This window comes from Ferrovibrio sp. GW821-FHT12D07 (assembly GCF_058807275.1).
The window spans coordinates 97,220-120,119 of sequence record NZ_JBXAQN010000002.1 but is presented as its reverse complement, the minus strand read 5'-3'; the positions used below and the strand labels follow the sequence as shown (position 1 = coordinate 120,119).

The 22,900-nt window shown below is 64.5% G+C and carries 19 protein-coding genes; 9 read left to right on the top strand and 10 right to left on the bottom strand.

Going from position 1 to position 22,900, the window contains the following annotated elements:
* Positions 1–76 precede the first annotated feature (76 nt).
* Entirely contained in the window at positions 77–637 is a 561-nt protein-coding gene (locus AC1RRE_RS12375; protein WP_492981486.1) for a hypothetical protein, read from the top strand.
* A gap of 8 nt (positions 638–645) precedes the next feature.
* On the opposite strand, the gene purN is transcribed toward AC1RRE_RS12375, so the two are convergent.
* Together purN and purM are read right to left on the bottom strand one after the other, a co-directional pair.
* Entirely contained in the window at positions 646–1,275 is a 630-nt protein-coding gene (gene purN / locus AC1RRE_RS12370) for a phosphoribosylglycinamide formyltransferase (RefSeq protein ID WP_492981485.1), read from the bottom strand.
* Positions 1,276–1,281: 6 nt separating this feature from the next.
* A complete protein-coding gene (gene purM, locus AC1RRE_RS12365; RefSeq protein ID WP_492981484.1) occupies positions 1,282–2,361 on the bottom strand; it encodes a phosphoribosylformylglycinamidine cyclo-ligase in 1,080 nt (359 codons plus the stop codon).
* A 174-nt stretch (positions 2,362–2,535) separates the two neighbouring features.
* Here purM and AC1RRE_RS12360 point away from each other — a divergent pair, with 174 nt between their 5' ends.
* Genes AC1RRE_RS12360 through AC1RRE_RS12350 form a run of 3 tightly spaced genes read left to right on the top strand, consistent with a single transcriptional unit; the run spans position 2,536 to position 5,354 of the window.
* The gene (locus AC1RRE_RS12360) at positions 2,536–3,585 is read left to right on the top strand and encodes a hypothetical protein (protein ID WP_492981483.1); all 1,050 of its coding nucleotides are present in this window, start codon (positions 2,536–2,538) and stop codon (positions 3,583–3,585) included.
* The gene (locus AC1RRE_RS12355; protein WP_492981482.1) at positions 3,582–4,679 is read left to right on the top strand and encodes an AI-2E family transporter; all 1,098 of its coding nucleotides are present in this window, start codon (positions 3,582–3,584) and stop codon (positions 4,677–4,679) included. The genes AC1RRE_RS12360 and AC1RRE_RS12355 overlap by 4 nt, the downstream gene beginning before the upstream one ends.
* Before the next feature lie 6 nt (positions 4,680–4,685).
* Entirely contained in the window at positions 4,686–5,354 is a 669-nt protein-coding gene (locus AC1RRE_RS12350; protein WP_492981481.1) for a P-loop NTPase family protein, read from the top strand.
* Here AC1RRE_RS12350 and AC1RRE_RS12345 read toward each other — a convergent pair.
* The 4 genes from AC1RRE_RS12345 to AC1RRE_RS12330 form a co-directional block, all read right to left on the bottom strand.
* Positions 5,351–5,524: a DUF4169 family protein gene (locus AC1RRE_RS12345; protein ID WP_492981480.1), complete on the bottom strand. Its 174-nt coding sequence runs from the start codon at positions 5,522–5,524 to the stop codon at positions 5,351–5,353. The genes AC1RRE_RS12350 and AC1RRE_RS12345 overlap by 4 nt on opposite strands.
* Before the next feature lie 37 nt (positions 5,525–5,561).
* Positions 5,562–6,263 carry a response regulator transcription factor gene (locus AC1RRE_RS12340; protein ID WP_492981479.1) on the bottom strand — a complete coding sequence of 234 codons (702 nt, stop codon included), beginning with the start codon at positions 6,261–6,263 and terminating at the stop codon, positions 5,562–5,564.
* Positions 6,260–7,705 (bottom strand): sensor histidine kinase, encoded by a 1,446-nt coding sequence (locus AC1RRE_RS12335; protein ID WP_492981478.1) that lies wholly within the window; start codon positions 7,703–7,705, stop codon positions 6,260–6,262. The genes AC1RRE_RS12340 and AC1RRE_RS12335 overlap by 4 nt, the downstream gene beginning before the upstream one ends.
* Before the next feature lie 93 nt (positions 7,706–7,798).
* On the bottom strand, positions 7,799–8,356 hold the full coding sequence (locus AC1RRE_RS12330) for a SixA phosphatase family protein (RefSeq protein ID WP_492981477.1): 558 nt from the start codon (positions 8,354–8,356) through the stop codon (positions 7,799–7,801).
* A gap of 133 nt (positions 8,357–8,489) precedes the next feature.
* On the opposite strand from AC1RRE_RS12330, the gene AC1RRE_RS12325 reads away from it, so the two are divergent.
* Together AC1RRE_RS12325 and AC1RRE_RS12320 are read left to right on the top strand one after the other, a co-directional pair.
* Positions 8,490–10,697 (top strand): RNA degradosome polyphosphate kinase, encoded by a 2,208-nt coding sequence (locus AC1RRE_RS12325; protein WP_492981476.1) that lies wholly within the window; start codon positions 8,490–8,492, stop codon positions 10,695–10,697.
* An 8-nt stretch (positions 10,698–10,705) separates the two neighbouring features.
* Positions 10,706–12,214, top strand: a complete 1,509-nt coding sequence (locus tag AC1RRE_RS12320; protein ID WP_492981475.1) for a Ppx/GppA phosphatase family protein — start codon at positions 10,706–10,708, stop codon at positions 12,212–12,214.
* Positions 12,215–12,233: 19 nt separating this feature from the next.
* Here AC1RRE_RS12320 and rnd read toward each other — a convergent pair whose 3' ends face one another.
* Positions 12,234–13,400: a ribonuclease D gene (gene rnd, locus AC1RRE_RS12315; protein ID WP_492981474.1), complete on the bottom strand. Its 1,167-nt coding sequence runs from the start codon at positions 13,398–13,400 to the stop codon at positions 12,234–12,236.
* Positions 13,401–13,595: 195 nt separating this feature from the next.
* Between rnd and aspS the strand changes: the two genes are divergently transcribed.
* The 3 genes from aspS to lipP1 are packed head-to-tail and all read left to right on the top strand — an operon-like array spanning position 13,596 to position 17,103.
* On the top strand, positions 13,596–15,392 hold the full coding sequence (aspS, locus tag AC1RRE_RS12310) for an aspartate--tRNA ligase (RefSeq protein WP_492981473.1): 1,797 nt from the start codon (positions 13,596–13,598) through the stop codon (positions 15,390–15,392).
* Positions 15,393–15,404: 12 nt separating this feature from the next.
* Complete coding sequence (locus AC1RRE_RS12305; RefSeq protein WP_492981472.1) at positions 15,405–16,052, top strand: MarC family protein; 648 nt, start codon at positions 15,405–15,407, stop codon at positions 16,050–16,052.
* A 52-nt stretch (positions 16,053–16,104) separates the two neighbouring features.
* The gene (lipP1, locus tag AC1RRE_RS12300) at positions 16,105–17,103 is read left to right on the top strand and encodes a LipP1 family hormone-sensitive lipase (protein WP_492981471.1); all 999 of its coding nucleotides are present in this window, start codon (positions 16,105–16,107) and stop codon (positions 17,101–17,103) included.
* 4 nt (positions 17,104–17,107) lie between these two features.
* On the opposite strand, the gene AC1RRE_RS12295 is transcribed toward lipP1, so the two are convergent.
* From AC1RRE_RS12295 to AC1RRE_RS12285, 3 genes are all read right to left on the bottom strand, one after another.
* Positions 17,108–17,575 carry a CAP domain-containing protein gene (locus AC1RRE_RS12295; protein WP_492981470.1) on the bottom strand — a complete coding sequence of 156 codons (468 nt, stop codon included), beginning with the start codon at positions 17,573–17,575 and terminating at the stop codon, positions 17,108–17,110.
* A 26-nt stretch (positions 17,576–17,601) separates the two neighbouring features.
* Positions 17,602–18,855, bottom strand: a complete 1,254-nt coding sequence (locus AC1RRE_RS12290; protein WP_492981469.1) for a hypothetical protein — start codon at positions 18,853–18,855, stop codon at positions 17,602–17,604.
* Positions 18,856–19,060: 205 nt separating this feature from the next.
* Positions 19,061–22,723: a vitamin B12-dependent ribonucleotide reductase gene (locus tag AC1RRE_RS12285; RefSeq protein WP_492981468.1), complete on the bottom strand. Its 3,663-nt coding sequence runs from the start codon at positions 22,721–22,723 to the stop codon at positions 19,061–19,063.
* Between the last annotated feature and the right edge of the window lie 177 nt (positions 22,724–22,900).

Sequence of the window (22,900 nt, the reverse complement as noted above, 5' to 3'; positions counted from 1 at the left end):
GTTCAATGGCCTGGCTAACAACTACACTGTCAGGCATCTGCTGGCGGCGCTGGCGCGGCCTGCACGGGAGGGCAGGATGATGTATCGCGGACTTGCTATCCTTGGTGTCCTCGGCCTCTCGCTGTCGGGCTGCAGCATCTCCTCGCAGAGCCATCCGGAGCACTGGGCCAGGGCCGATCCCGCGCGCGGCGGCTGTGAGGGCCTCACGGGCCGTTATCAGGGAATAGGCGACAACGCCGATACGAAATTCCGGCGCAAAACCATTTTTATCAACCTGCTGCCCAGGGGGGATGAACGCACCATTCCGGATCAGGTCACGCTCGGCTATGCCGCAGGCGTGCTGAAGGTGACGGGCCATGAAGCCGGCAGGGTGACGTATGAACGCAGCTTCTCGACGCAGGATGGCACCCTGAACTGCGGCAGCACGGGCGCCGCGGTGCAGTCGTATGCCGGCGCGACCGAAGGAAAAGGCAACCTGATGATGGTCGGCCATCAACAGGGCAGCGTGTTGCTGCAGCGGGCGACGGATGGATCGCTGCTGGCGACGCAGTCCTCACAGGCCGTCGGGCTGGTTTTGATGGTGCTGCCGGTGGCGGGCAGCGACAGGCAATTGTCGCGCTTCGCACCGATGGAGTGAGATCAGGATCAGGCGCGGATGCGCACGCGCTGGCCGTCGATGCTCAGCCGGCCTTCCGCCAGCAGGCGCAACGCCTGCGGATAGATCACATGCTCCTGCTCCAGTACGGCCTCGGCCAGGCTCTCCGGCGTCGCATCCGGCGGCACCGGCACGGCGGCCTGCATGATGATCGGGCCGTCATCCAGCGCCGGGATCACGAAATGCACCGTGCAGCCGCTGATCTTCACCCCGGCGGCAATCGCCTGTTCATGCACGCGCACGCCCTTGAAGGCCGGCAGCAGTGAGGGATGCACATTGATCATGCGGCCGGTCCAGCCCTGCACGAAGGCATCCGTCAGAATCCGCATGAAGCCGGCGAGGCAGATCAGGTCGATGCCGCGCGCGTGCAGCACGGCATTCATCTCGGCATCAAACGCGTCGCGCGTCTTGCCCTTGCTTTCGATGATCACGGTTTCGATGCCGTGCTCGCGCGCCACAGCCAGGCCTTCGGCATCGGCCTTGTTGCTGAGCACCAGCGCGATGCGGGCGGGGTAGGCGGGATCGGTCTTGCTGGCGTCGATCAGCGCGCGCAGGTTGCTGCCGCGCCCGGAGATCAGCACGGCGACGGACTTACGCTCTGGGCGCTCGCCCGCAGACATGATTGGCTAATTCCAAGCCGTGTCGCAGTTGCGCATGCTGACCATCGGCTCGGCGGCGCTGTCCTGCTGCGCCTCGATCACGCCAAGGCGGGAGACGGTTTCACCGGCCGCCTTCAGCTTGGCGATCACGGTGTCGGCCTTTTCCTTGGCCACCACCACCACCAGCCCGATGCCGCAATTGAACGCCCGCGCCATCTCGGCGTCGTCGATCTTGCCGGCGGCCTTCAGCCACTTGAACACCGGCGGCAGGGTCCAGCCCTTGGCGTCCACGATGGCGTCGGTGCCATCGGGCAGCACGCGCGGAATGTTGTCGACCAGGCCGCCGCCGGTGATATGCGCCATCGCCTTGATCAGGCCTTCGCGCACCAGCGGCATGCAACTTTTCACATAGATGCGCGTTGGCACCATGAGGATTTCCGCCAGCGGCTTCGACGCATCGAAGGGCGCCGGCGATTCGAAAGAGAGGCCGTTATCAGCAATCACCTTGCGCACCAGCGAAAAGCCGTTCGAATGCACGCCCGAGGAGGCCAGACCCAGCAGCACGTCGCCCGGCTTCACGTCGCGCGGCAGCAGCTTGCCGCGTTCGGCCGCACCAACGGCGAAGCCGGCCAGGTCGTAATCCTTGGCGGCATACATGCCGGGCATTTCGGCGGTCTCGCCGCCGGTCAGCGCGCAGCCGGCCTGGCGGCAGCCTTCGGCGATGCCGGCCACCACCTTGGTGGCGACGTCCACTTCCAGTTTGCCGGTGGCGTAGTAGTCGAGGAAGAACAGCGGCTCGGCGCCCTGCACCAGGATGTCGTTCACCACCATGGCGACCAGGTCGACGCCGACGCCGTCATGACGGCCGGTCTCGATGGCGATCTTCAGCTTGGTGCCGACGCCGTCAGTGGACGACACGAGGATCGGATCGGTGAAGCCGGCGGCCTTGAGATCGAACAGCGCGCCAAAGCCGCCCAGCGATGCATCGGCGCCCTTGCGGCGGGTGGAGGCGGCGAGCGGCTTGATCGCATCGACCAGGGCCTCGCCCGCATCGATATCGACACCGGCGGCCTTATAAAGCGGCGACGTGTTGATGATGGCCTCCACGGGGGCTAGACTGACCGAACCGAAACGGGGTCCGGATGCGGTTTCGATTACGATACGAATTTCCGGGCCAACATACTTATTCCCCCTGTCTTTGCAATGCTTGCCTCACACATGCTAAGAGCCTGTTTTAACGCGATTTTTGCCCTTGTTCTGGCTCTGGCTGCGGCTTCGGCCGTGCAGGCGCAGCCGCGGACTCCGCCCAGTGCTCAGGCCGTTGCGCGCCCCGATCCCTTCACGGTCTCCGATGTGGCGGTGGATGCCTCGGCCGACAGCGCCGCGTCGGCGCGCCCGACCGCGCTCGCCGATGGCCAGCGCCGTGCCTTCATGACACTGCTGCGTCGCCTGACCCAGCCCGAGGACCATGCCCGCCTGCCGCGCCCGACCGAGGCGCTGCTGAACGAGACGGTGGCCGGCTTCGGCATCGACGAGGAACGCGCCTCGGCCACGCGCTATATCGGCAAGATCAGCGTCACCTTCCGCGCCGAGGCGATCCGCCGGCTCTTGCAGGACAACAAGCTGGCCTATGCGGAAACCATGAGCCGGCCGATCCTGCTGGTGCCGGTATGGCAGAGCCCGGCGGGCGCAAAGCTGTGGGAAGCCGACAATCCCTGGCGCGCGGCATGGCTGCAGCGCCCCGATCCCGCCGGCGGCCTGGTGCCGCTGCGCGTGGCGGCTGCCGCTGATACCGGGCCTGGCATCGAACAACTGCTGTCCAGTCCTGACGTGCTGCGCAACCAGGCGCGCACCGCCGGCCTGGAAGATGCCCTCGTTGTGGTGGCGACCCTGCAGCAGCCCGATCCGGGTGCCTTCCGCATCGAGATCGCGACACAGCATCAGGGCATGGCCGGCTTCCTCGACGGCATCGAGCCGTTCACCGCCGCCGGCGGCACCCAGGACGAGGCGCTGCTGTCGGGCGCCATCGAACTGGCGCGCCGCATCGAGACGCGCTGGAAGCAGGGCAGCGTCATCGACCTGGAGAAGCAGGGCCAGATCAGCGTCGCGGCCGGTTTCGCCTCGCTGGCGGAATGGAACAGGATGCGCCAGTCGCTGGCCGCGATCCCGATCGTGCGCAAGGTGGATGTGATGCGCATGTCTCATCGCGATGCCCAGCTGCTGCTCGAATATTACGGCGAGGTCGCCCAGCTGAGCACCGCGCTGGCCCAGCGTGACGTGACCCTGCAGCAGCGCGAAGGCTACTGGGAAATGCGGAGCCGCAAGCCATGACCCGTCGGCAGCAGATCATCACCTGGGTTGCGCTGCTGGTGGCTGCCGTGGCGCTGCTGGTGCTGCTGCATGACATGCTGCTGCCTTTCGTGGCCGGCATGGCGCTGGCCTATTTCCTCGATCCGGCCGCCGACTGGATGGAACGGCGCGGCATCAAGCGCTGGCTTGCCACACTGATCATCATCGGGCTGTTCTTCGTTGCCTCGATCCTGGTGATCGTGCTGCTGGCGCCGCTGGTCTCGACGCAGTTCGCCAAATTCATGGATCACCTGCCGGAATACATCGCGTATTTCCAGCAGCGCGTGCTGCCCTTCGTGCAGGGCTGGGGCGAGCGGTTCGGCTTCGACCTGCAGGGCGATCCCAAGCAGGCGCTCGGCGGCCATAGCGAACAGGTGATGAAGGTGGTCGGCGGCGTGCTGACCGGCCTGCTCGGCGGCGGCCAGGCGATCTTCAACGTCATTTCGCTGCTGGTGATTACGCCGGTGGTCGGCTTCTACCTGCTGCGCGACTGGGACGACATGGTCCGGCGCATCAACAGCTACCTGCCGCTCGACCATGCCGACACCATTCGTGAGCAGGCGCGCGAGATCGACCGTGTGCTGGCCGGCTTCGTGCGCGGCCAGCTGCTGGTCTGCCTCAGCCTCGCGGCCTTCTACGGCATCGGACTGACGGCGGTGGGCCTGCAGTTCGGCCTGTTCATCGGCGTGACGGCCGGCATGATCTCCTTCATTCCCTATGTTGGCACGACCCTGGGCTTCGTGGTCAGCGTCGGCGTGGCGCTGGCGCAGTTCTCGCCCGACTTCATCTGGGTCGGCGTCGTCGCCGGCATCTTCATCTTCGGGCAGGTGATCGAGGGCAACTTCCTGCATCCGGTGCTGATCGGCGACCGCGTCGGCCTGCATCCGGTCTGGATCATCTTTGCGCTGCTGGCCGGCGGCAGCCTGTTCGGCTTTGTCGGCATCCTGCTGGCGGTGCCGATCTTTGCGGTGATCGGCGTACTGGTGCGCTTCGCGCTCGACCGCTACCGCGAAAGCTACCTGTATCGCCCAGGTGCGCCTCCCACTGGGGCCGCGGCGAAAAAATCCAAAGAGTAAGTTTCCATGCCCGTGCAGCAGCTTCCCCTCGGCCTTGCTTTGCCGACCTCATGGGCGCGCGAGGATTTCCTCGTCGCCGCCGGCAACGAGGCTGCGCTCGGCATGATCGAGGCCTGGCCGCGCTGGCCCGAGACCGGCGCGCAGGTGCTGCATGGCCCGGCCGGCAGCGGCAAGACGCATCTCGCGCATGTCTGGGCAGAGCTGTCCGGCGCGCGCCTGATTGGACCTGACGCGCTCACCATCGCCGCCGTCGATGCGCTGGCGCAGCAGCCGCTGGTGCTGGACGATGCCGATGGCGTCGCCGATCCGGCGGCGCTGTTCCATCTCATCAACCTGATGCGCGAACGCCGCCATGCCCTGCTGCTCACCGGCAGCCGCGCGCCAGCGCTGTGGCCGTTCACGCTGCCCGACCTGATGTCGCGCCTGAAGGCGATGCCGTCGGTCGGCATCGACGAGCCCGACGATGCGCTGCTGGCGGCGGTGCTGGTCAAGCTGTTCTCTGACAAGCAACTGAATATCGGCGAGGGTCTGATCGCCTATCTGGTGCCGCGCATCGAGCGCTCGTTCCATGCGGCCCGGCACTGGGCCGCGGCGCTGGATGCGGCCTCGCTGGCCGAGAACCGCGCCGTCACCGTGGCGCTGGCGCGCCGCGTGCTGGAGCAGGCCGAGGCTTAATCTATCTTCTTGCCGTCGAGGTCTTTGGCGGCGCGCTCGGCATCCTTGCGGGCCTCGTTGCGCATCTGTTTGCTCTGACCAAATGTCACGCGGTTGGCAGCGGCCTGCGCTTTCTGCGTTTTCCGCGTCAGCGCCTTGCGCGCCTTGTTCAGATTGATCACTTCAGTCATGCCGGCAGTATAGGCAAATCGCCCTGGTCCCGGAAGGTCAGTTTTCAATCCGCGCCGGCGCGCTGAAGGCATAGCCGCGGCCGTAGATCATCTTGATCGGCGGGTCGATCTGCGCCGTGTCCTTGATCTTGCGACGCAGCCGGTTCACCACGGCATCCAGATGCCGGTTGTCCCAGTTGGCCTGCGGCCGCGCCAGAATCTGCGCCAGCTCGTCGCGGGAGCAGGGCTGGCCGCCGCGCTCCACCAGTGCGCTGATGAAAGCCAGTTCGGTGGCGGTCAACTTGATCTCGCTGCCGTTCGGCGCCAGCAGCTGCCAGGTCGAGCGATTGAGCAGCCACTGGTCGAGTGTGCGGCCGACCGCCTTGCTGCGCGGGTCCTGCAGGCGACGCAGCAGGCTCTGCACCGTCGCCTCGATCTCGCGCAGCGTCGAGCTCTTGACCAGATAGATGTCGGCACCGCTTTCAAAGCCGCGCACGCGGTCATCGCTCTCGCCCAGCGCCGTCAGCATGATGATGCCGCAGTCGAGCCTGCTGCGGATTTCGCCAGCCAGGTCGAAGCCGTTGCCATCGGGCAGCCCGATATCGAGGATCACGATGGTCGGCGGCTCGGGCTGGTCGAGTGCGGCGCGCAGGTCCTGCGCCGTGCCCACGCCTTCGGTGGCAAAACCGCGCATGGTCAGATACTCGACCAGGTCGCTGCGCAGGGAGGGTTCGTCTTCGACAACCAGGATACGGGTCATGAGGCTTCACTGAACTCGACGGGGACTTTCACACCCGGCAGCGGCAGGCGGATGGTGGCGACCGTGCCGCCATGGCGACCGGGACGGAAGGACAGCAGGCCGTTGTGATAGTCCAGCAGCCGCCGCGCATTGTGCAGGCCCAGCCCGGTGCCGGTGGCCGGCGTGGTGTTGGAGGCGCGGAAGAAGCGCCGGCCGATCGAGGCGATCTCGGCCTCGGGGATGCCGATGCCGCTGTCGCTGACCGTCAGGATGATCGCGTCGGCCTCGCTGCGGGCGACGATCTCGACCGGGCTGTTGCCGGGCGCGTATTTCAGCGCATTGTCGATCAGGTTGATCAGCACGGTCGCCAGCATGTCGGGATCGCCGCGATAGAAGGGCAGCGTGTCTTCGGCGATGAAGACCAGCCGCGACGTCGCGTCCATGCCTTCGAAATGCCGCTGCACGGAGGCCAGCAGGCTCTGGATGTCGATGCGCTGGGGCTGCAGCACGTTGAGGTCGCGTCGTTCGGCATCCAGGAAGCGCTCGATCAGCTGCACCAGCCGGTGCACGGCGTCATGGATGCTGCGCAGCCGCTTGGTCACCGGTTCGGGCGGATTGGGCAGTACGACGCCGATCATTTCAGCGGCGCGATCGACCACGGCCAACGGCGTGCGGAATTCATGGGTCACCATGCGCAGCAGCTGCTTCTGTTCCTGCCGCAGCGCCTGCTCGGTTTCCAGCGTGGCGGTCAACTGGTCCTGCAACTGGCGGCGGTCGGTCACCTCGCGTAGCAGGTCTTCGTTCCGCTGCCGCAGGTCGTATGACAGCCGCACGCCCACCATGAGCAGCAGCAGCAGGAACAGCCCGGTGACGAACAGGTTGAAGAAGAAGAAATACCAGACCTGCGAGCCATCCTGCAGCAGGTCGACGGTATTGCTCTGGACCGTGATGACGGAACGGATGATCAGCGCGATGAAATCCGAGAGCAGCAGGCCGATGGTGGTCCAGCGCAGCAGGCGCGGCTGGCTCTGGTCGCGGATGAAGACCGATATCATGAAGGCGAGCAGCACGAAGCCGAGGCCGTTGCTGACCAGGATGCGCAGCGCGACCTGCTCCGGCGCGATGGCCAGCGCGGCAGGCCAGAAGACGATGGTGACGATCGCGCAGGCCCACATCAGCGGCGGGTTGCCGCGCTGGTTGAGGAAGCGGGCGACGCCATGGGTCAGCAGCACCAGGCCGAGATGGATGCAGTAATTCTGGCCGATGATGAAGGCGGCGGGCGAGAAGGGCAGGATGCCGCGCATCAGCAGCAGCAGGATGCCGGCGGCAAAGGCGATGAAGCCGGCCGCCATGAAGCGCAGCTCGAAGATATGGCGTTGGGTCAGCCAGACCAGCAGCCAGACCAGACCCTGCAGGGTCACGGTGACAGACAGGATCAGAAGTGTGGTCGGCAGATGCAGCATCGCGCGGCATCCTCTCCGATCTGCCGCAGGCTGACCAGATGCCGGCCAGTGCCTTGGCCGGTTCAGGCCGGTCTGGCTGGCCCGTCTGGCTGGTCAGTCCTTCGACTTGTCGTCCATCAGTTGCGCGGGGACTACGAAGCTTGCCAGAAAACCGCCTTTTTCAGCGATCTGACCCCAGGTTTTGGCGGTGAAGGTCAGTTCGGCCAGGCCGCCGGTGGGGTATTTCTCCGTCAGCCGCGACAATGCGTCGCCTGCGCTGGTGCCGGTCAGGCGCTGGGCGAAATCCTCCAGGCCGGGATTGTGGCCGATCACCAGCAGTTCGCGGATGGCGGCCGGGGTGGAGCGGACCAGCGCCAGCAGCACCGTGCTTTCGGCCAGATAAAGTTGCGGATCGAATCGCACGCGCGCGTCGCCGGGCACCCGGGGCGGCCGGTCGGCGGTCAGGCGCTTTTCCAGCCGCTCCCAGGTCTGCCGGGTCCGGGTGGCGGGGGAACAGAGCACCAGATCGGGGGTGATCGCCCGTTCGGCCATATGGCGGGCCAGCGCCCGACAGGCCTTCTTGCCGCGGGGGCTCAAAGGGCGGGCAAAGTCATCCAGGCTCGGGTCGTCCCAGGCGGATTTGGCATGACGCAAAAGCCATAGGCGAAGCATGGAGTTATCCTTTGTTATGAACCATCTGGCAGACTGTCGCTGCTTTGACATAAAGGGTCGTTAGACCTATACCCGAAGGCGTCGACCGGCCCAGTCTGGGAGCGGGCCGCCGGTAACGACAGAGGCAGCCGACATGCAAAAGAAGGCGGACCAACTCCGGATTTTGACCCCCGACGTGCCGGCCAACGGTGCCGCGCTCGATCCCGCGCCGCTGCCCGATCGTCCGCCGATCACGCTGAGCCCGCGCGAGCGCTTTATCAACCGCGAACTGTCGTGGCTGGCCTTCAATCTCCGGGTCATGGAAGAGGCCAACAACACGCGCTACCCGCTGCTGGAGCGCCTGCGCTTCCTCTCGATCTCGGCCAACAATCTCGATGAATTCTTCATGGTGCGCGTCGCCGGCCTGCATGGCCAGATCAAGGCGGGCATCGAGGAGGCCAGCCAGGAAGGCCTGACCCCGGCGCAGCAGCTGGCGCAGATCAACGACGCCGCCGCCGATCTGATGAAGCGGCAGCAAATCTGCTGGAAGTCGCTGACTGCCGAACTGGCCGATGCCGGTATTCATGTTCTTGAACCTGATCAACTCTCTGCCGACGACCGGCGCTGGCTGGAGGATTATTTCCTCGGCCACGTCTTCCCCGTACTGACGCCGCTCGCCATCGACCCGGCCCATCCGTTTCCGTTTATCCCCAATCTCGGTTTCGCGATGGTGATGCAAATGCGACGGATTCGTGACGGTCGCAGCCTGAATGCGCTGCTGCCGTTGCCGAGTCAGGTCGAACGCTTCACCCGTCTGCCGGGCGACAACATCCGCTTTGTCTCCCTGGAAAACCTGGTCAGCCTGTTCATCAACAAGCTGTTCCCCGGTTACGAAATCCTCGGTGCCGGCCAGTTCCGCATCACGCGTGACAGCGATATCGAAATCGAGGAAGAGGCCGAAGATCTGGTCCGCCTGTTCGAAACCGCGCTCAAGCGCCGCCGGCGCGGCACCGTGATCCGCCTCAAGATCAACGCCGACATGCCCGAGAGCCTGCGTCGTTTCGTCTGCGAGGAGCTGGAGGTCAGCCCCGAGGCCGTGATCGCGGTGGAAGGCATCCTCGGCCTGGCCGATACCAAGAAGCTGATCGTCGATGACCTGCCGGCGCTGAAATTTCCGCCGTTCAATCCGCGCTTCCCCGAGCGTATCCGCGATTACGGCGGTGATTGCTTCGCCGCCATCCGCGCCAAGGACCTGGTGGTTCACCATCCTTACGAAAGCTTCGACGTGGTGGTGCAGTTCCTGCGCCAGGCGGCGGCCGATCCGAATGTGGTGGCGATCAAGCAGACGCTGTATCGCACCTCTGACGACAGCCCGATCGTGCGTGCCCTGATCGAGGCGGCCGAGGCCGGCAAGTCGGTCACCGCCCTGGTCGAACTGAAGGCGCGCTTCGACGAAGCTGCCAACATCAAATGGGCGCGCGACATGGAGCGTGTCGGCGTGCAGGTGGTCTACGGCTTCATCGAACTGAAGACCCATGCCAAGATTTCACTGGTGGTGCGTCGCGAAAGCGGCCAGCTCAATACCTACGTGCATTTCGGCACCGGCAACTATCACCCCTATACGGCGCGCGTTTACACCGATCTGAGCTTCTTCACCGATGACAACGATCTGGGGCATGACGCGACCTATCTGTTCAATTTCCTCACCGGCTATGCCGCGCCGGAAAATCTGAAGAAGGTGGCGATCTCGCCCTATACGCTGCGGCCGCGCCTGCTGGAATTGATCAACGAGGAAATCCGCCATGCCGAAGCCGGCCGTCCGGCGGCGATCTGGGCCAAGATGAACAGCGTGGTCGATCCGGTGGTGATCGATGCGCTGTATCAGGCGAGCCAGGCCGGCGTGCAGATCGATCTGGTCGTGCGTGGCATCTGCTGCCTGCGACCGGGCGTGAAGGGCTTGTCGGAAAACATCCGCGTTAAAAGCCTGATCGGCCGCTTCCTCGAGCATTCACGCGTCATCTGCTTCGGTTCTGGCCATGGCTTGCCGTCGCCGGAAGCCAAGCTGTTCATCTCCTCGGCTGACTGGATGCCGCGCAATTTCGACCGTCGCGTCGAAGTGCTGATCCCGATCGAGAACCCGACCGTGCATGAGCAGATCATGGACCAGATCATGGTCGCGACGCTGAAGGATCAGGCGCAGAGCTGGTATCTGGGCGCCGACGATACCTATACGCGCGCCTCATCCGATCCGGATGCCTTCAGCGCCCATACTTACTTCATGACCAATCCCAGCCTGTCCGGTCGTGGCAAGGCGCTCAAGAAGGCCGGGGCCCTGCCGCGGCTGCAGTGGAAAACTGTATAGGACACCGCGTGGCCGTTGCGCAGACCCTGACCAAATCCGTTTCCGCCCAGGCCGTTCTGCCCTTCGGCGTCATCGATGTAGGTTCCAATTCCGTCCGTCTGGTGGTGTTCGGCGAGCCGTTGCGCTCGCCGCTCGCCATGTTCAATGAGAAGGTCCTGTGCGGCCTTGGCCGTGGTCTCAGCGAGAGTGGCGCACTGGATAAGGATGGCGCCAAGCAGGCGCTGCAGGCGATCCGGCGCTTTGCCGTGCTGGCGCGGCGCATGAATGTTCGCAGTTTGCGCATCGTGGCCACGGCAGCCGTGCGCGATGCCAGCAACGGCGCGGCTTTTGTGGAGCAGATCGAGCGCGATACCGGTGAGACGGTGAGCGTGTTGACCGGCCAGGAAGAGGCGACCTATTCGGCCTATGGCGTGCTGTCGGGCATTCCCGATGCCTGCGGCGTGATGGGCGATCTGGGCGGCGGCAGCCTGGAGTTGGTGGCGCTGGATGGCACCAAGCTGGGCGACAGCGTGACCCTGCCGCTGGGGCCGTTGCGCATCGCCAACCTGCAATCCTATCCGGTGGTGAAAGCCTATATCGACGAGAAGATCGGCGGCGTTTCCTGGCTGAAGAAGTGGAAGGGCAAGTCGCTCTACGCCGTTGGCGGCTCATGGCGCGCCATCGCGCGCGTGCATATGGCGCAGAAGCACAGCCCGCTGCACATCATCCACCAGTACACGCTGGGTCGCGCCGAGGCGAATGACTTCACCCGCCTGATCGCCAAGCAGAGCAAGGAATCACTGGCCCGCGTCGAGGGCGTGCCACGTCGCCGCCAGGATGTGCTGCCGCTGGCAGCGCTGGTGATGCGCCGGTTGCTCAAGGTGCTGGAGCCGAAGGATGTGGTCTTCTCGGCCAACGGCCTGCGCGAGGGCCTGGCCTATGCGCTGCTGAGCGAGAAGCAGCGCATGGAAGACCCGCTGCTGGCCTTCTGCGCCCATATGGCCGAGAGAGAAGGGCGCTTTGGCGAACATGGCGCCGAGCTTGATCGTTTCATCGCGCCGCTGTTCGAGCGCGATCCGGCACCGCGCCAGCGCATCCGCATGGCAGCCGCCATCCTGTCGGATGCCGCCTGGCGCGTGCATCCCGACTATCGCGGCGAACAGTCGCTGGGCGTCATCCTCCATGCGCCTTTCGGTGCGATCACCCAGAGCGAACGTGCGCTGCTGGCGTTGACCGTGTTCACGCGCTATGCCGGCACGGCCAGTGATCCGGTGGCGGCGCCGGCCTGGCAGCTGCTGAATGCCGAAGAGATCGATTACGCCCTGCGCATCGGCCTAGCGCTCCGTTTGGGCCAGACGCTGTCGGCCGGCGTGCCGGGCATCCTGAACGATTGCAAGCTGCGTCCGAATGGCAACGGCATCGTACTGGAAATTCCGGCGCAGCATGCGGTGCTGGATGGCGAGGCCGTGCAGCGCCGCGTGGAAGCGCTGGGCAAGGCGCTGGGCCGCAGCGGCGAAGTGCGGATCGCGAAGCGTTAGGCGTTTCGCTAAGGCGCGCTTAGGTCTTCAGTTCGACCAGCTTGATGCGGGTGCCCTGGGCCGCCAGCGCCAGCTCGCCGCGCTTCAGGCGCAGCGCATCGTTGCCGAACAGCTCGCGCCGCCAGCCATGCATCGCCGGCACATCGGCATTGTCATCGGCGGCGATCTTGTCGAGGTCGGATGAATTGGCCAGCAGCTTCTGCGCGACATCATGGTCGTCGCATTTCATCTTCAGCAGCACTTTCAGCAGCTCGACCAGCGGCCCAATGCCACGCGGCAGTTCCGGTTCGCGCTCCAGCACCGGCCACGTGTCTTTCGGGCTGGCCAGCTTGGTGGTGATGGCGGCCAGCAGGCCCTGGCCCATCTTGCCCTCGGCAAAGCCCTTCGACAGGCCACGCATGCGTTCCAGGTCGTCGGCGCTCTTCGGCGGATGCGCGGCGATTTCCATCATGGTCTCGTCGCGGATGATGCGCTGGCGCGGGATGTCGCGGTTGCGCGCTTCGACTTCACGCCAGGCCGCCGCAGCCTGCAGCACAGCGAGATACTCGCCCTTGGTGGTGCGCGGCTTCAGCCGCTTCCAGGCATTCTCGGGCGCGACCTCGTAGGTGGCCGGATCGGCCAGCAGCGCCATCTCGTCGGCGAGCCATTCGACACGGCCGGTCTTCTGCAGCTTGGCGTTCAGCTTTTCGTAGATCTTGCGCAGGTGCGTCACGTCGCCCAGCGCATAGACGACCTGCTTTTCGGTCAGCGGCCGGCGCGCCCAGTCGGTGAAGCGCGAGGATTTGTCGACCTGGGCGCCGGCCAGCTTCGCCACCAGCTGTTCGTAACTCACCTGGTCGCCGAAACCGCAGACCATGGCCGCTACCTGGCTGTCGAAGAGCGGGCTGGGCACTTCGCCCATCAGCTTGGTGAAGATTTCCAGATCCTGCCGGGCGGCATGGAACACCTTCAGCACCGCCTTGTTCCGCAGGAGCTCAAACAGCGGCTCCATCGACAGGCCCTCGGCCAGCGGGTCGATCACCCGGGCCTCGTCCGGCCCGGCCAGCTGGATCAGGCAGACCTTCGGCCAATAGGTGGTTTCGCGCATGAACTCGGTATCCACGGTCACGTACGGCGTCGTGGCCAGGGAGGCGCAGAAACGGGCGAGTTCTTCGGTGGAGGTAATCGGGGCGGGATCAGCACGCATGCCCGGTCAGATAGCACGGCTGGGGCCCCGGCCCAAGTCTTGGCCCCCCGCCGGACGGCTGGCCGGAGGCGGAAAATACGCTAGGATCGGCCTTGACTTTCGGGCCCCGACGGGGCCTGTTCCCCTTTGATTTCCCTAGGGATTTCCCCAGAAGGTTTCGAGGGGATTTTCTCGTCTTTTTCAACGGATTGCCTGATGTCGCGCTATCGTACCCATACCTGTGGCCAGCTTCGTCCCGAGCATGTCGGCACCGAGGTCAAACTCGCCGGCTGGGTCCATCGCAAGCGCGACCATGGCAACCTGCTGTTCATCGACCTGCGCGACCATTACGGCATCACCCAGTGCGTCGCCCAGAGCGGCTCAGACGCCTTCAAGCAGATGGAAGCACTGCGCTCGGAATACGTGGTCAGCCTCACCGGCAAGGTAGTGGCCCGCACCAGCGACACCGTGAATCCCAACCTGCCGACCGGCAGCGTGGAAATGGTGGTCTCCAGCATCGAGGTGCTGGGTGAGGCGCAGGACCTGCCGATGCCGGTGTTCGGCGAGCAGGAATATCCTGAAGACATCCGCCTGAAGTACCGCTTCCTCGACCTGCGTCGCGAGCGTCTGCACAACAACATCATCCTGCGCTCGAAGGTGATCTCCTCGATCCGCCGCCGCATGACCGATCAGGGCTTCATGGAATTCCAGACCCCGATCCTGACCGCCAGCTCGCCCGAAGGCGCACGCGACTTCCTGGTGCCCAGCCGCATGCATCCGGGCAAATTCTACGCCCTGCCGCAGGCGCCGCAGCAATTCAAGCAGCTGATCATGGTCTCGGGCTTCGATCGCTATTTCCAGATCGCGCCCTGCTTCCGCGACGAAGATGCCCGCAAGGACCGGTCGCCCGGCGAGTTTTACCAGCTCGACGTTGAGATGAGCTTTGTCGAGCAGGACGACGTGTTCAACGCCGTCGGCCCGGTGATCCATGGGGTGTTCCAGGAATTCGCCAATGGCCGCGACTGCGGTCCGGCCGAATTCCCGCGCATCCCGTATCGTGAGTCGATGCTGAAGTATGGCTCCGACAAACCGGACCTGCGCAACCCGATCCATCTGGCCGACGTGACCGACGTGTTCCGCGGTTCGGGCTTCGGCGTGTTCGCCCGCAACATCGAGAATGGCGCGGTCGTGCGCGGCATTCCGGCACCGGGTGCTGCCGGCCGTCCGCGCAGCTTCTTTGATAAGATGAATGACTGGGCGCGCCAGGAAGGCGCCGCTGGCCTGGGCTACATCATTCTCGACAATGGCGAGGCCAAGGGCCCCATCGCGAAGTTCCTCGATGCCGACCGTATCGCCCTGCTGAAGAAGCTCGGGAACGTGAAGGACGGCGACGCCATCTTCTTCGCCTGCGACAAGGAGCTGCCGGCGGCCAAGCTGGCCGGCCAGGCCCGCATCCGCATCGGCGATGAGCTGGATATCTGCGAGAAGAACGTCTTCAAGTTCTGCTGGATCGTCGACTTCCCGATGTTCGAGTACAACGAAGACGATAAGAAGGTCGATTTCAGTCACAACCCGTTCTCGATGCCGCAGGGCGGTCTGGACGCGCTGAACACGCAGGACCCGCTGACCATCAATGCCTACCAGTACGACATCGTCTGCAACGGCGTGGAGCTGTCGTCGGGCGCGATCCGTAACCACAAGCCCGAAATCATGTACAAGGCCTTCGAGATCGCCGGTTACGGCCCCGAAGTGGTCGAGGACAAGTTCGGCGGCATGCTGAATGCCTTCAAGTTCGGCGCGCCGCCGCATGGCGGCATCGCGCCGGGCATCGACCGCATCGTCATGCTGCTGGCCGATGAGCCGAATATCCGCGAGATCGTGCTGTTCCCGATGAACCAGCAGGCCCAGGATTTGATGATGCAGGCCCCGAGCGAGGCGACGATGAAGCAGCTGCGCGAGCTGCATATCCGCGTCGTGGCGCCCGAAGACAAGAAGCCTTCGCAACCCGCATAACGGCAGGCGGCCATGCTCGATCCTCTCGACTATGTCCGCTTTGCCGTCACGCTGTTTTCGATTCTCGATCCTTTCGCCGCCATCCCGCTGTTCCTGATGTTGACCGGCGACCGCTCGCGCACCGAGCGGCGGGCGACCGCGCGCACGGCGGCGCTGGCGGTGTTTTGCATCCTCGTGGTGGCGGGATTCTCCGGCGACCTGATCCTGCGTCTGCTGGGCGCCAGCCTGCCGGCCTTCCAGGTCGGCGGCGGCATCGTGCTGTTCCTGATGTCGCTCAGCATGATCAACGCGCAGATGAGCCCGCAGCAGCAGACGCCCGAAGAGCATACCGAGGCCGCCAACAAGTCAGGCGACGAACGCTCGGCCGTGGGTGTGGTGCCGCTGGCCATGCCATTGCTGGTTGGTCCCGGTTCGATGTCGGCGACCATCATCTACATGGAGCGCGGCGCCGGCTGGCAGCATAAGGGGTTAAGCGTAGCGGTGCTGGCGCTGATCTGCGTCAGCATCTGGGTGGTACTGCAACTGGCGCGCCCCATCGGCGACCGGCTGGGACAGACGGGGATCAACATCCTGAATCGCATTTTCGGCTTGCTGCTGGCCGCTGTAGCGGTTCAAATCTTTGCCACCGGCCTGCGTGGACTGTTCCCCGCGCTGGGTTGACCCAATCCCCCGTCAGATATTCTTTCTGGGGATTTTTTCGCCGTATTCAGCGTTGGTCATAACGAACAACAACGAGAACAGCCTCGCCATGCTCGACACCGAAGCCAAAGCCTTGCTGGATGCCGTGAAAGCGGCCGGCCGGCCTGACGTTTCCACGCTGACGCCGCCCGCAGCGCGCCAGCTCTACAAGGAGACGCGCGCCGCCGTCACGCCCGATCCTCCGGAAGTCTCCGAGGTCGACAACATTGCAGCACCGGGTCCGCATGGTCCGATCCCGCTGCGCTACTATCGTCCGGCCGGCGCCGACAAGAAGGCGGCCATCCCGGTGCTGGTCTTCTATCACGGCGGCGGCTGGGTGATCGGTGATCTCGATACTCATGATGTCGCCTGCCGCACGCTGGCCAACGAGGCGCGCTGCGCCGTGGTCTCGGTGGATTACCGCATGGGTCCCGAACACAAGTTCCCCGCCGCGGTGGAAGATGCCTATGCGGTGGCGGCCTGGGTGGCCACGGAAGAGAAGCATCTGCGCATCGACGCGCGCAAACTGGCGGTCGGTGGCGATTCAGCCGGTGGCAATCTCGCCGCTGTGGTCAGCCTGCTGGCGCGCGACAAGGCTAAGGCCGGCGAAGAGGGCGTGCCGAAGATCAGCTATCAGGTGCTGGTCTATCCGGCCACCGACATGCATATGAAGACGGATTCGCACCTGCGCTACGGCAAGGATCACCTGCTGACGCGCGACAGCATGGACTGGTTTCAGGCGCAGTATCTGAATAGCGAGACGGATCGCGACGACTGGCGTGCCTCGCCGCTGCGGGCCAAGACGCTCGCCGGCCTGCCGCCGGCCTATATCGTGGTCGCCGGCCATGATCCGCTGCGCGATGAAGGCGAGGCCTATGCCGTGGCACTGAAGGCTGCCGGCGTGCCGGTGGTCTTTCGCGAATTTCCCGGACAGATCCACGGCTTTATGCTGTTCGGTCGTGTGCTGCCGCAGTCCAGCCAGGCGATTGCCGAAATGGGCACGGCGCTCAAGCTGGCTTTCGGGCAGGGGTAAGGCGCTACTCCCGCCCCAGCACCAGCACCCAGAGCGCGCGGCGGATATCCACCGGATCGACGCGCGTCTCGGCACCTATCTCTATAACACCGGGATGCAGCAGGTTGCGGCGATGGCCCTCGCTCGTCATCCATAGCCGCACCGTCTCGGCCGCATCGCAGGCGCAGAGCGCGATATTTTCCGCGCCGGCGCGATAACGGTAAGCCACGCGTTGTAGGCGTAGCACCAGATCGCTGCCGTCGCAGCCGTCATGAGAGAGTGTATTGCAGCGCTGCAGGTCTGCGGCATGCGCGGTCGCGGCGTCGGCCAATCGCTGGTTCCACTGCAGCGGTGCCAGACCATGCGCACTGCGCACTGCATTCACATGGAACAGGATATCGGCCTGCCACATCGCTTCCATCGCCCGCGCCGATGGCGGAACGGGGAGGGCAAATAGCAGCAGGGCGGCAACCGCCAGAGACAGACGGATCATGCCGCGCAGGCTAGCACAGATGGCGGTCAGAGATACGCGGACAGGCCGTAACCACCGCCACCACCGCCGCCGCTGAACAGGCTGAGCAGGTAGGAGGTATTATTGGCGCGCATGACCTGCTGCATCAGGAAATTGTTATAGGCGCCCTGGCTGTTATAGGGATCGTCCTGGTCGTTGGTGGTCTTGCCCTTGTCGGCCGACGTGTTGGTCTTGCTGGTGTCGGTCTTGGCCGTATCGGCCGGGATGCTGTCGGCCGGCAGATACTGCTTCAGCTCGGCAAAGGCCGCGCGCTGCTCGTTCATCGTATAGGTCTTGGTCTCATCATAGACGATGGCATTCAGTTCCTCGCGGGTCAGGCCCTTGAAGGGGTTCTCCTTGTCCCAGCCATTGACGAAACGGGTGGCGAGACGGGCGCGCTCGACGCGTTCCGGCGTGCCGCTCACGGTCTCGTTGTTGTTCACCATCTGCTCGGAAATGGTCGGCGACTTGGCTGCCTTGGTCAGGATCGCCTTTTCCAGGATGTCGCGCTGCGCCAGCGCCGCACGACGCTCGTTCACGGTGTAGTCGCCGGTATCGTTGGCGATCACGGCGGTAAGCTCGTCGCGGGTCAGCTTGGCGAAGGGATTCTCGCCCTTGCCGTTGACGAATTCGGTGGCCTTCTTGGCATTGGCCAGACGCTCGGTGGTGCCGGATTTCGGTACTTCGGCGTCGTTCACCTTCTTGTCGAACTCGGTGCCCGGGGTCAGCGTGTCCTTCATGACGGCATTGTCCTGACGGGCGAATTCGCTGTAGGCGGCGCGGCGTTCGTTGATGGTGAACTTGCTGTCCTTGTCGACGATGATGGCGGCCAGTTCGGCGGGGGACTTGCCCTTGAAGGGATTGGCGGCCTTGCCGTCGAGGAAATCGTTTGCCTGCTTGGCGGCAGCCTTGCGCGCCTCATCGGTGGTGGCAGCGCCGGTCAGCGGCGGCTGGGCAGCATCGGCGGCCTCGGCCTGCTTGGCGCTTTCGAGGAAGATGGCGGAGAGGATCTCCTTCATCTTCGCGGTGATCTGTTCCTCGTTGTCCGGGGTCGAGGCCGCGGCGGCCTGATCGGCCAGCGCCTTCAGCGCGGCAGGCGACAGCGTCACCTCCACACCCAGGTCCTGGCGCAGATCGGTGGTGACCTGCACGGGCGTCTGCGGCGTCGATCCGCCGCTGCCGTTTGCCGGCGGCGTCGCGGGTTTGGTCAGCCCGGCCAGGATGGTCGAGATGTAGCCGTAGCTGTTGTTGATCGTGGTCATGGCGCAGGTCCTTGCTTGTCCGGGGACGGACTTTGCAAGCGGCGGGCCATGCGGAATGAATTCTAAGTCATTGAAATATTATAAGGTTTTGCGGGCTTTTGCCGGCAGGCTTTGCCGGGCCGGCAAAAGCTGCCGGGACCATGAAAAACCCCGGCATCCTGGGGATGCCGGGGTTGGGAACCCGGAGGAGAGGCCGGGATAAGCCTTACGAGCACCCCGTCGTGCCGCCGCAGCTGTCGCATTTCAGGCAGGTGCCGTTGCGCACCAGCGTAAAGTTGCCGCATTCGGGACAGCTGTCGCCCTCATAGCCCTTCATACGGGCCAGCGAGCGCTGCTGGGCGACGCTGGGCGTGCCGCCCGAGCCACCGCCTGCGCCCATCGCAGCAACCGGCACATCCATCTCGACATGCGTGTCGGCGGTGATGTGCATCATGGGGCCATCCGTGCCGGTGGCCTGCATCTCCATCGCCGGCGCGCGGTTCTGACCGCCCTTGAGCACATAGAGGTTGGAGCGGACGTAGCCGGTGGAGGTGACCTTGATGACTTCCTGCTCGATCTTCACCTTTTCGGCCGCCGGCAGTTCCTTGGCGCCCAGCGCGTCATGGCGCAGGTCTTCGGGCTGCACATGCGCGAGGTCGGTACGGCCCAGATAGCTGATTGCCAGCTCGCGGAACACATAGTCGAGGATCGAGGTCGACATCTTGATGACGTCGTTGCCTTCCACCATCCCCGAGGGTTCGAAGCGGGTGAAGGTATAGGCGTCGACGAATTCCTCCAGCGGCACGCCATACTGCAGGCCGATCGAGATCGCGATGGCGAAGTTGTTCATCAGGCTGCGGAAGGCGGCGCCTTCCTTGTGCATGTCGATGAAGATTTCGCCCAGCTTGCCTTCATCATACTCGCCGGTGCGCAAATAGACCTTATGCCCGCCGACAATGGCCTTCTGGGTGTAGCCCTTGCGGCGCAGCGGCAGCTTCTGGCGGCCTGCGATATGCTTCTCGACGATGCGTTCGGCGATGATCTGGGCGCGTGCGGCCATCGGGGCTTCAGCAACCATTTCCGCGATGGTTTCACCCATGTCGTCCACGTCTTCATCCAGCATCTGCGCCTGCAACGGCTGGCTCAGCTTGGAGCCGTCGCGATACAGCGCCATGGCCTTGCAGCCCAGCTTCCACGACAGCATGTAGGCCAGCTTGCAATCCTCGACGGTGGCGAGGTTGGGCATGTTGATGGTCTTGGAGATCGCGCCGGTGATGAAGGGCTGCGCCGAGGCCATCATGCGGATATGGCTTTCAGCCGACAGGAAGCGCACGCCGTCCTTGCCGCAGGGATTGGCGCAATCGAAGACCGACAGATGCTTGTCCTGTAGGTAGGGCGCGCCTTCCACCGTCATGGCGCCGCAGCAGTAGAGATTGGCGGTGGCGATTTCGGCGGCCGGGAAACCCAGCGCGGTCAGCAGGTCGAAGGCCGGGTCATCGAGCTGCGCATCGGTGAAGCCCAGCGCCTTGCAGGCGTCGCCGCCAAGCGTCCAGCGGTTCAGCACGAACTTGATGTCGAAGGCGCCGGGCAGGCCGGACTCCATCTTCGCCAGCATGTCATCGCTCAGGCCGCGCGCCTTCAGCGTCTCGTGGTTGACGCCCGGCGCATCCTGCAGCGTGCCATGACCCACGGCATAATCGATGATGCCCTTGATCTGGCCGTCGTTGTAACCCAGCGTCTTCAGCGCCAGCGGCACCGTGCGATTGATGATCTTGAAATAGCCGCCGCCGGCCAGCTTCTTGAACTTCACCAGCGCGAAGTCGGGTTCGATGCCGGTGGTGTCGCAGTCCATCACCAGGCCGATGGTGCCGGTGGGGGCGATGACGCTGACCTGCGCATTGCGGAAGCCATGCGCGTTTCCGAGCTCGAGCGCGCGTTCCCAAACGAGTTCGGCGGCATGCAGCAGCGCGGCATCGGGGCAGCTGGCATGATCCAGCGGCACCGGCGGAATGGCGACGCCCTCATAGCCGAAATGATCGCCTTGCGCGGCGCGGCGATGATTGCGGATCACGCGCAGCATGTTCTCGGCATTCGGCGCGTAGCCAGGGAAGGCGCCCAGCTCGCCGGCCATCTCGGCCGAGGTGGCGTAGGACACGCCGGTCATCAGCGAGGTGATGGCGCCGCAGAGTGCGCGGCCCGCGTCGCTGTCATAGGACAGGCCGGCGGACATCAGCAGCGCACCGAGATTGGCGTAGCCCAGACCCAGGGTGCGGAACTTGTAGCTGCGCTCGGCAATCTCTTTGCTGGGGAACTGCGCCATCAGCACGCTGATTTCCAGCACCACGGTCCACAGCCGCGTCGCATGTTCGAAGCCGGCGACGTCGAACTTGCCGTCCGCCTGGCGGAAGCACATCAGGTTCATCGAGGCGAGGTTGCAGGCCGTGTCGTCCAGGAACATGTATTCCGAGCACGGGTTCGACGCATTGATGCGGCCATCGGCCGGGCAGGTGTGCCAGTCGTTGATGCTGGTGTCGAACTGGATGCCCGGATCGGCCGAGGCCCAGGCGGCATAGCCGACCTGTTCCCAAAGCTGGCGCGCCTTCAGCGTTTTCGCCGGCTTGCCATCGTTGCGGCGGATCAGGTTCCAGTCGCCATCCTGTTCAACAGCCTGCAGGAAGTCATCCGTCACGCGCACCGAGTTGTTGGAATTCTGGCCGGCCACGGTGAGATAGGCTTCGGAATCCCAGTCGGTGTCGTAAGCGGGGAATTCGATCTCGGTGTAGCCCTGCTTGGCGAACTGCACCACGCGCTGGATGTAGTTCTCCGGGATCATCGCCTTGCGGGCGGCGAGGATTTCTTTGCGCAGCTGCGCGTTCTTCTTGGCGTCGAAGCGGCTTTCACCGCTGCCCAACTGGCAGGCGGCCATGATGGCGCCCAGATGCTTCTGCGAGAGCTTGGAGCCGGCGACCAGCGCCGCGACCTTCTGCTCTTCCTTTACCTTCCAGTCGATGAACTGCTCGATATCGGGATGATCGATGTCGCAGATCACCATCTTGGCGGCGCGCCGCGTGGTGCCGCCCGACTTGATCGCGCCGGCGGCGCGGTCGCCGATCTTGAGGAAGCTCATCAGGCCCGACGACTTGCCGCCGCCCGACAGCTTCTCGTTCTCGCCGCGCAGCTTGCTGAAGTTGCTGCCGGTGCCCGAGCCGTATTTGAACAGGCGCGCCTCGCGCACCCACAGGTCCATGATGCCGCCCTCGTTGACGAGGTCGTCCTGCACCGACTGGATGAAGCAGGCATGTGGCTGCGGATGCTCATAGGACGAGGTCGAGCGGGTCAGTTCGCCGGTCTTGAAGTCGACGTAGTGATGGCCCTGCGCCGGACCGTCGATGCCATAGGCCCAATGCAGCCCGGTGTTGAACCATTGCGGCGAATTCGGCGCAGAAATCTGCGCAGCCAGCATGAAGCGCATCTCGTCGAAGAAGGCGCTGGCATCGTCTTCACTGTCGAAATAGCCGCCCTTCCAGCCCCAGTAGGTCCAGGTGCCGGCAAGACGATCGAAGACTTCGCGGCCGCTGGTCTCCTGTGTGAAGCGATCCTTCTCCGGCAGGCTGCTGAGCGCATCCATGTCGGGCTCGCGGCGCCACAGGAAGTCGGGGACATCGCTCTCTTCGACAGCTTTCAGCGCAACCGGCACGCCGGCGCGGCGGAAATACTTCTGCGCCAGCACGTCGGCTGCGACCTGCGACCAGCCGGCCGGCACTTCCAGACGATCCAGCTTGAAGACGGTGCTGCCATCGGGATTGCGGATTTCACTGGTGGTGGTTTTCCACTCAAGCCCGGCATAAGCATCCTGGCCCGCTGTCGTGAAATGCCGCTGAATACGCATCGCGTGATTCTCCCGCCGAACTCAATGAAATCAAAACGTTGTTTCGGTTGGAAAACCCAATATCTGGTTACCAGACCCCCGCAACAGGGGCTAAATCTAGGGATGTGCGCTGAGTCGGGGCAACACCCAATCTTGAGGCGAATCGAGGATAAATCTTCTGCCGAGAGGTGATGTTCG

Excerpts from the sequence above, each read along its gene's own strand:
- AC1RRE_RS12375 (WP_492981486.1), top strand. The coding sequence starts at position 77 with ATGATGTATCGCGGACTTGCTATCCTTGGTGTCCTCGGCCTCTCGCTG.
- purN (WP_492981485.1), bottom strand. The coding sequence starts at position 1,275 with ATGTCTGCGGGCGAGCGCCCAGAGCGTAAGTCCGTCGCCGTGCTGATC.
- AC1RRE_RS12355 (WP_492981482.1), top strand. The coding sequence starts at position 3,582 with ATGACCCGTCGGCAGCAGATCATCACCTGGGTTGCGCTGCTGGTGGCT.
- AC1RRE_RS12350 (WP_492981481.1), top strand. The coding sequence starts at position 4,686 with ATGCCCGTGCAGCAGCTTCCCCTCGGCCTTGCTTTGCCGACCTCATGG.
- AC1RRE_RS12345 (WP_492981480.1), bottom strand. The coding sequence starts at position 5,524 with ATGACTGAAGTGATCAATCTGAACAAGGCGCGCAAGGCGCTGACGCGG.
- AC1RRE_RS12340 (WP_492981479.1), bottom strand. The coding sequence starts at position 6,263 with ATGACCCGTATCCTGGTTGTCGAAGACGAACCCTCCCTGCGCAGCGAC.
- AC1RRE_RS12335 (WP_492981478.1), bottom strand. The coding sequence starts at position 7,705 with ATGCTGCATCTGCCGACCACACTTCTGATCCTGTCTGTCACCGTGACC.
- AC1RRE_RS12330 (WP_492981477.1), bottom strand. The coding sequence starts at position 8,356 with ATGCTTCGCCTATGGCTTTTGCGTCATGCCAAATCCGCCTGGGACGAC.
- AC1RRE_RS12325 (WP_492981476.1), top strand. The coding sequence starts at position 8,490 with ATGCAAAAGAAGGCGGACCAACTCCGGATTTTGACCCCCGACGTGCCG.
- rnd (WP_492981474.1), bottom strand. The coding sequence starts at position 13,400 with ATGCGTGCTGATCCCGCCCCGATTACCTCCACCGAAGAACTCGCCCGT.
- aspS (WP_492981473.1), top strand. The coding sequence starts at position 13,596 with ATGTCGCGCTATCGTACCCATACCTGTGGCCAGCTTCGTCCCGAGCAT.
- AC1RRE_RS12305 (WP_492981472.1), top strand. The coding sequence starts at position 15,405 with ATGCTCGATCCTCTCGACTATGTCCGCTTTGCCGTCACGCTGTTTTCG.
- AC1RRE_RS12295 (WP_492981470.1), bottom strand. The coding sequence starts at position 17,575 with ATGATCCGTCTGTCTCTGGCGGTTGCCGCCCTGCTGCTATTTGCCCTC.
- AC1RRE_RS12290 (WP_492981469.1), bottom strand. The coding sequence starts at position 18,855 with ATGACCACGATCAACAACAGCTACGGCTACATCTCGACCATCCTGGCC.
- AC1RRE_RS12285 (WP_492981468.1), bottom strand. The coding sequence starts at position 22,723 with ATGCGTATTCAGCGGCATTTCACGACAGCGGGCCAGGATGCTTATGCC.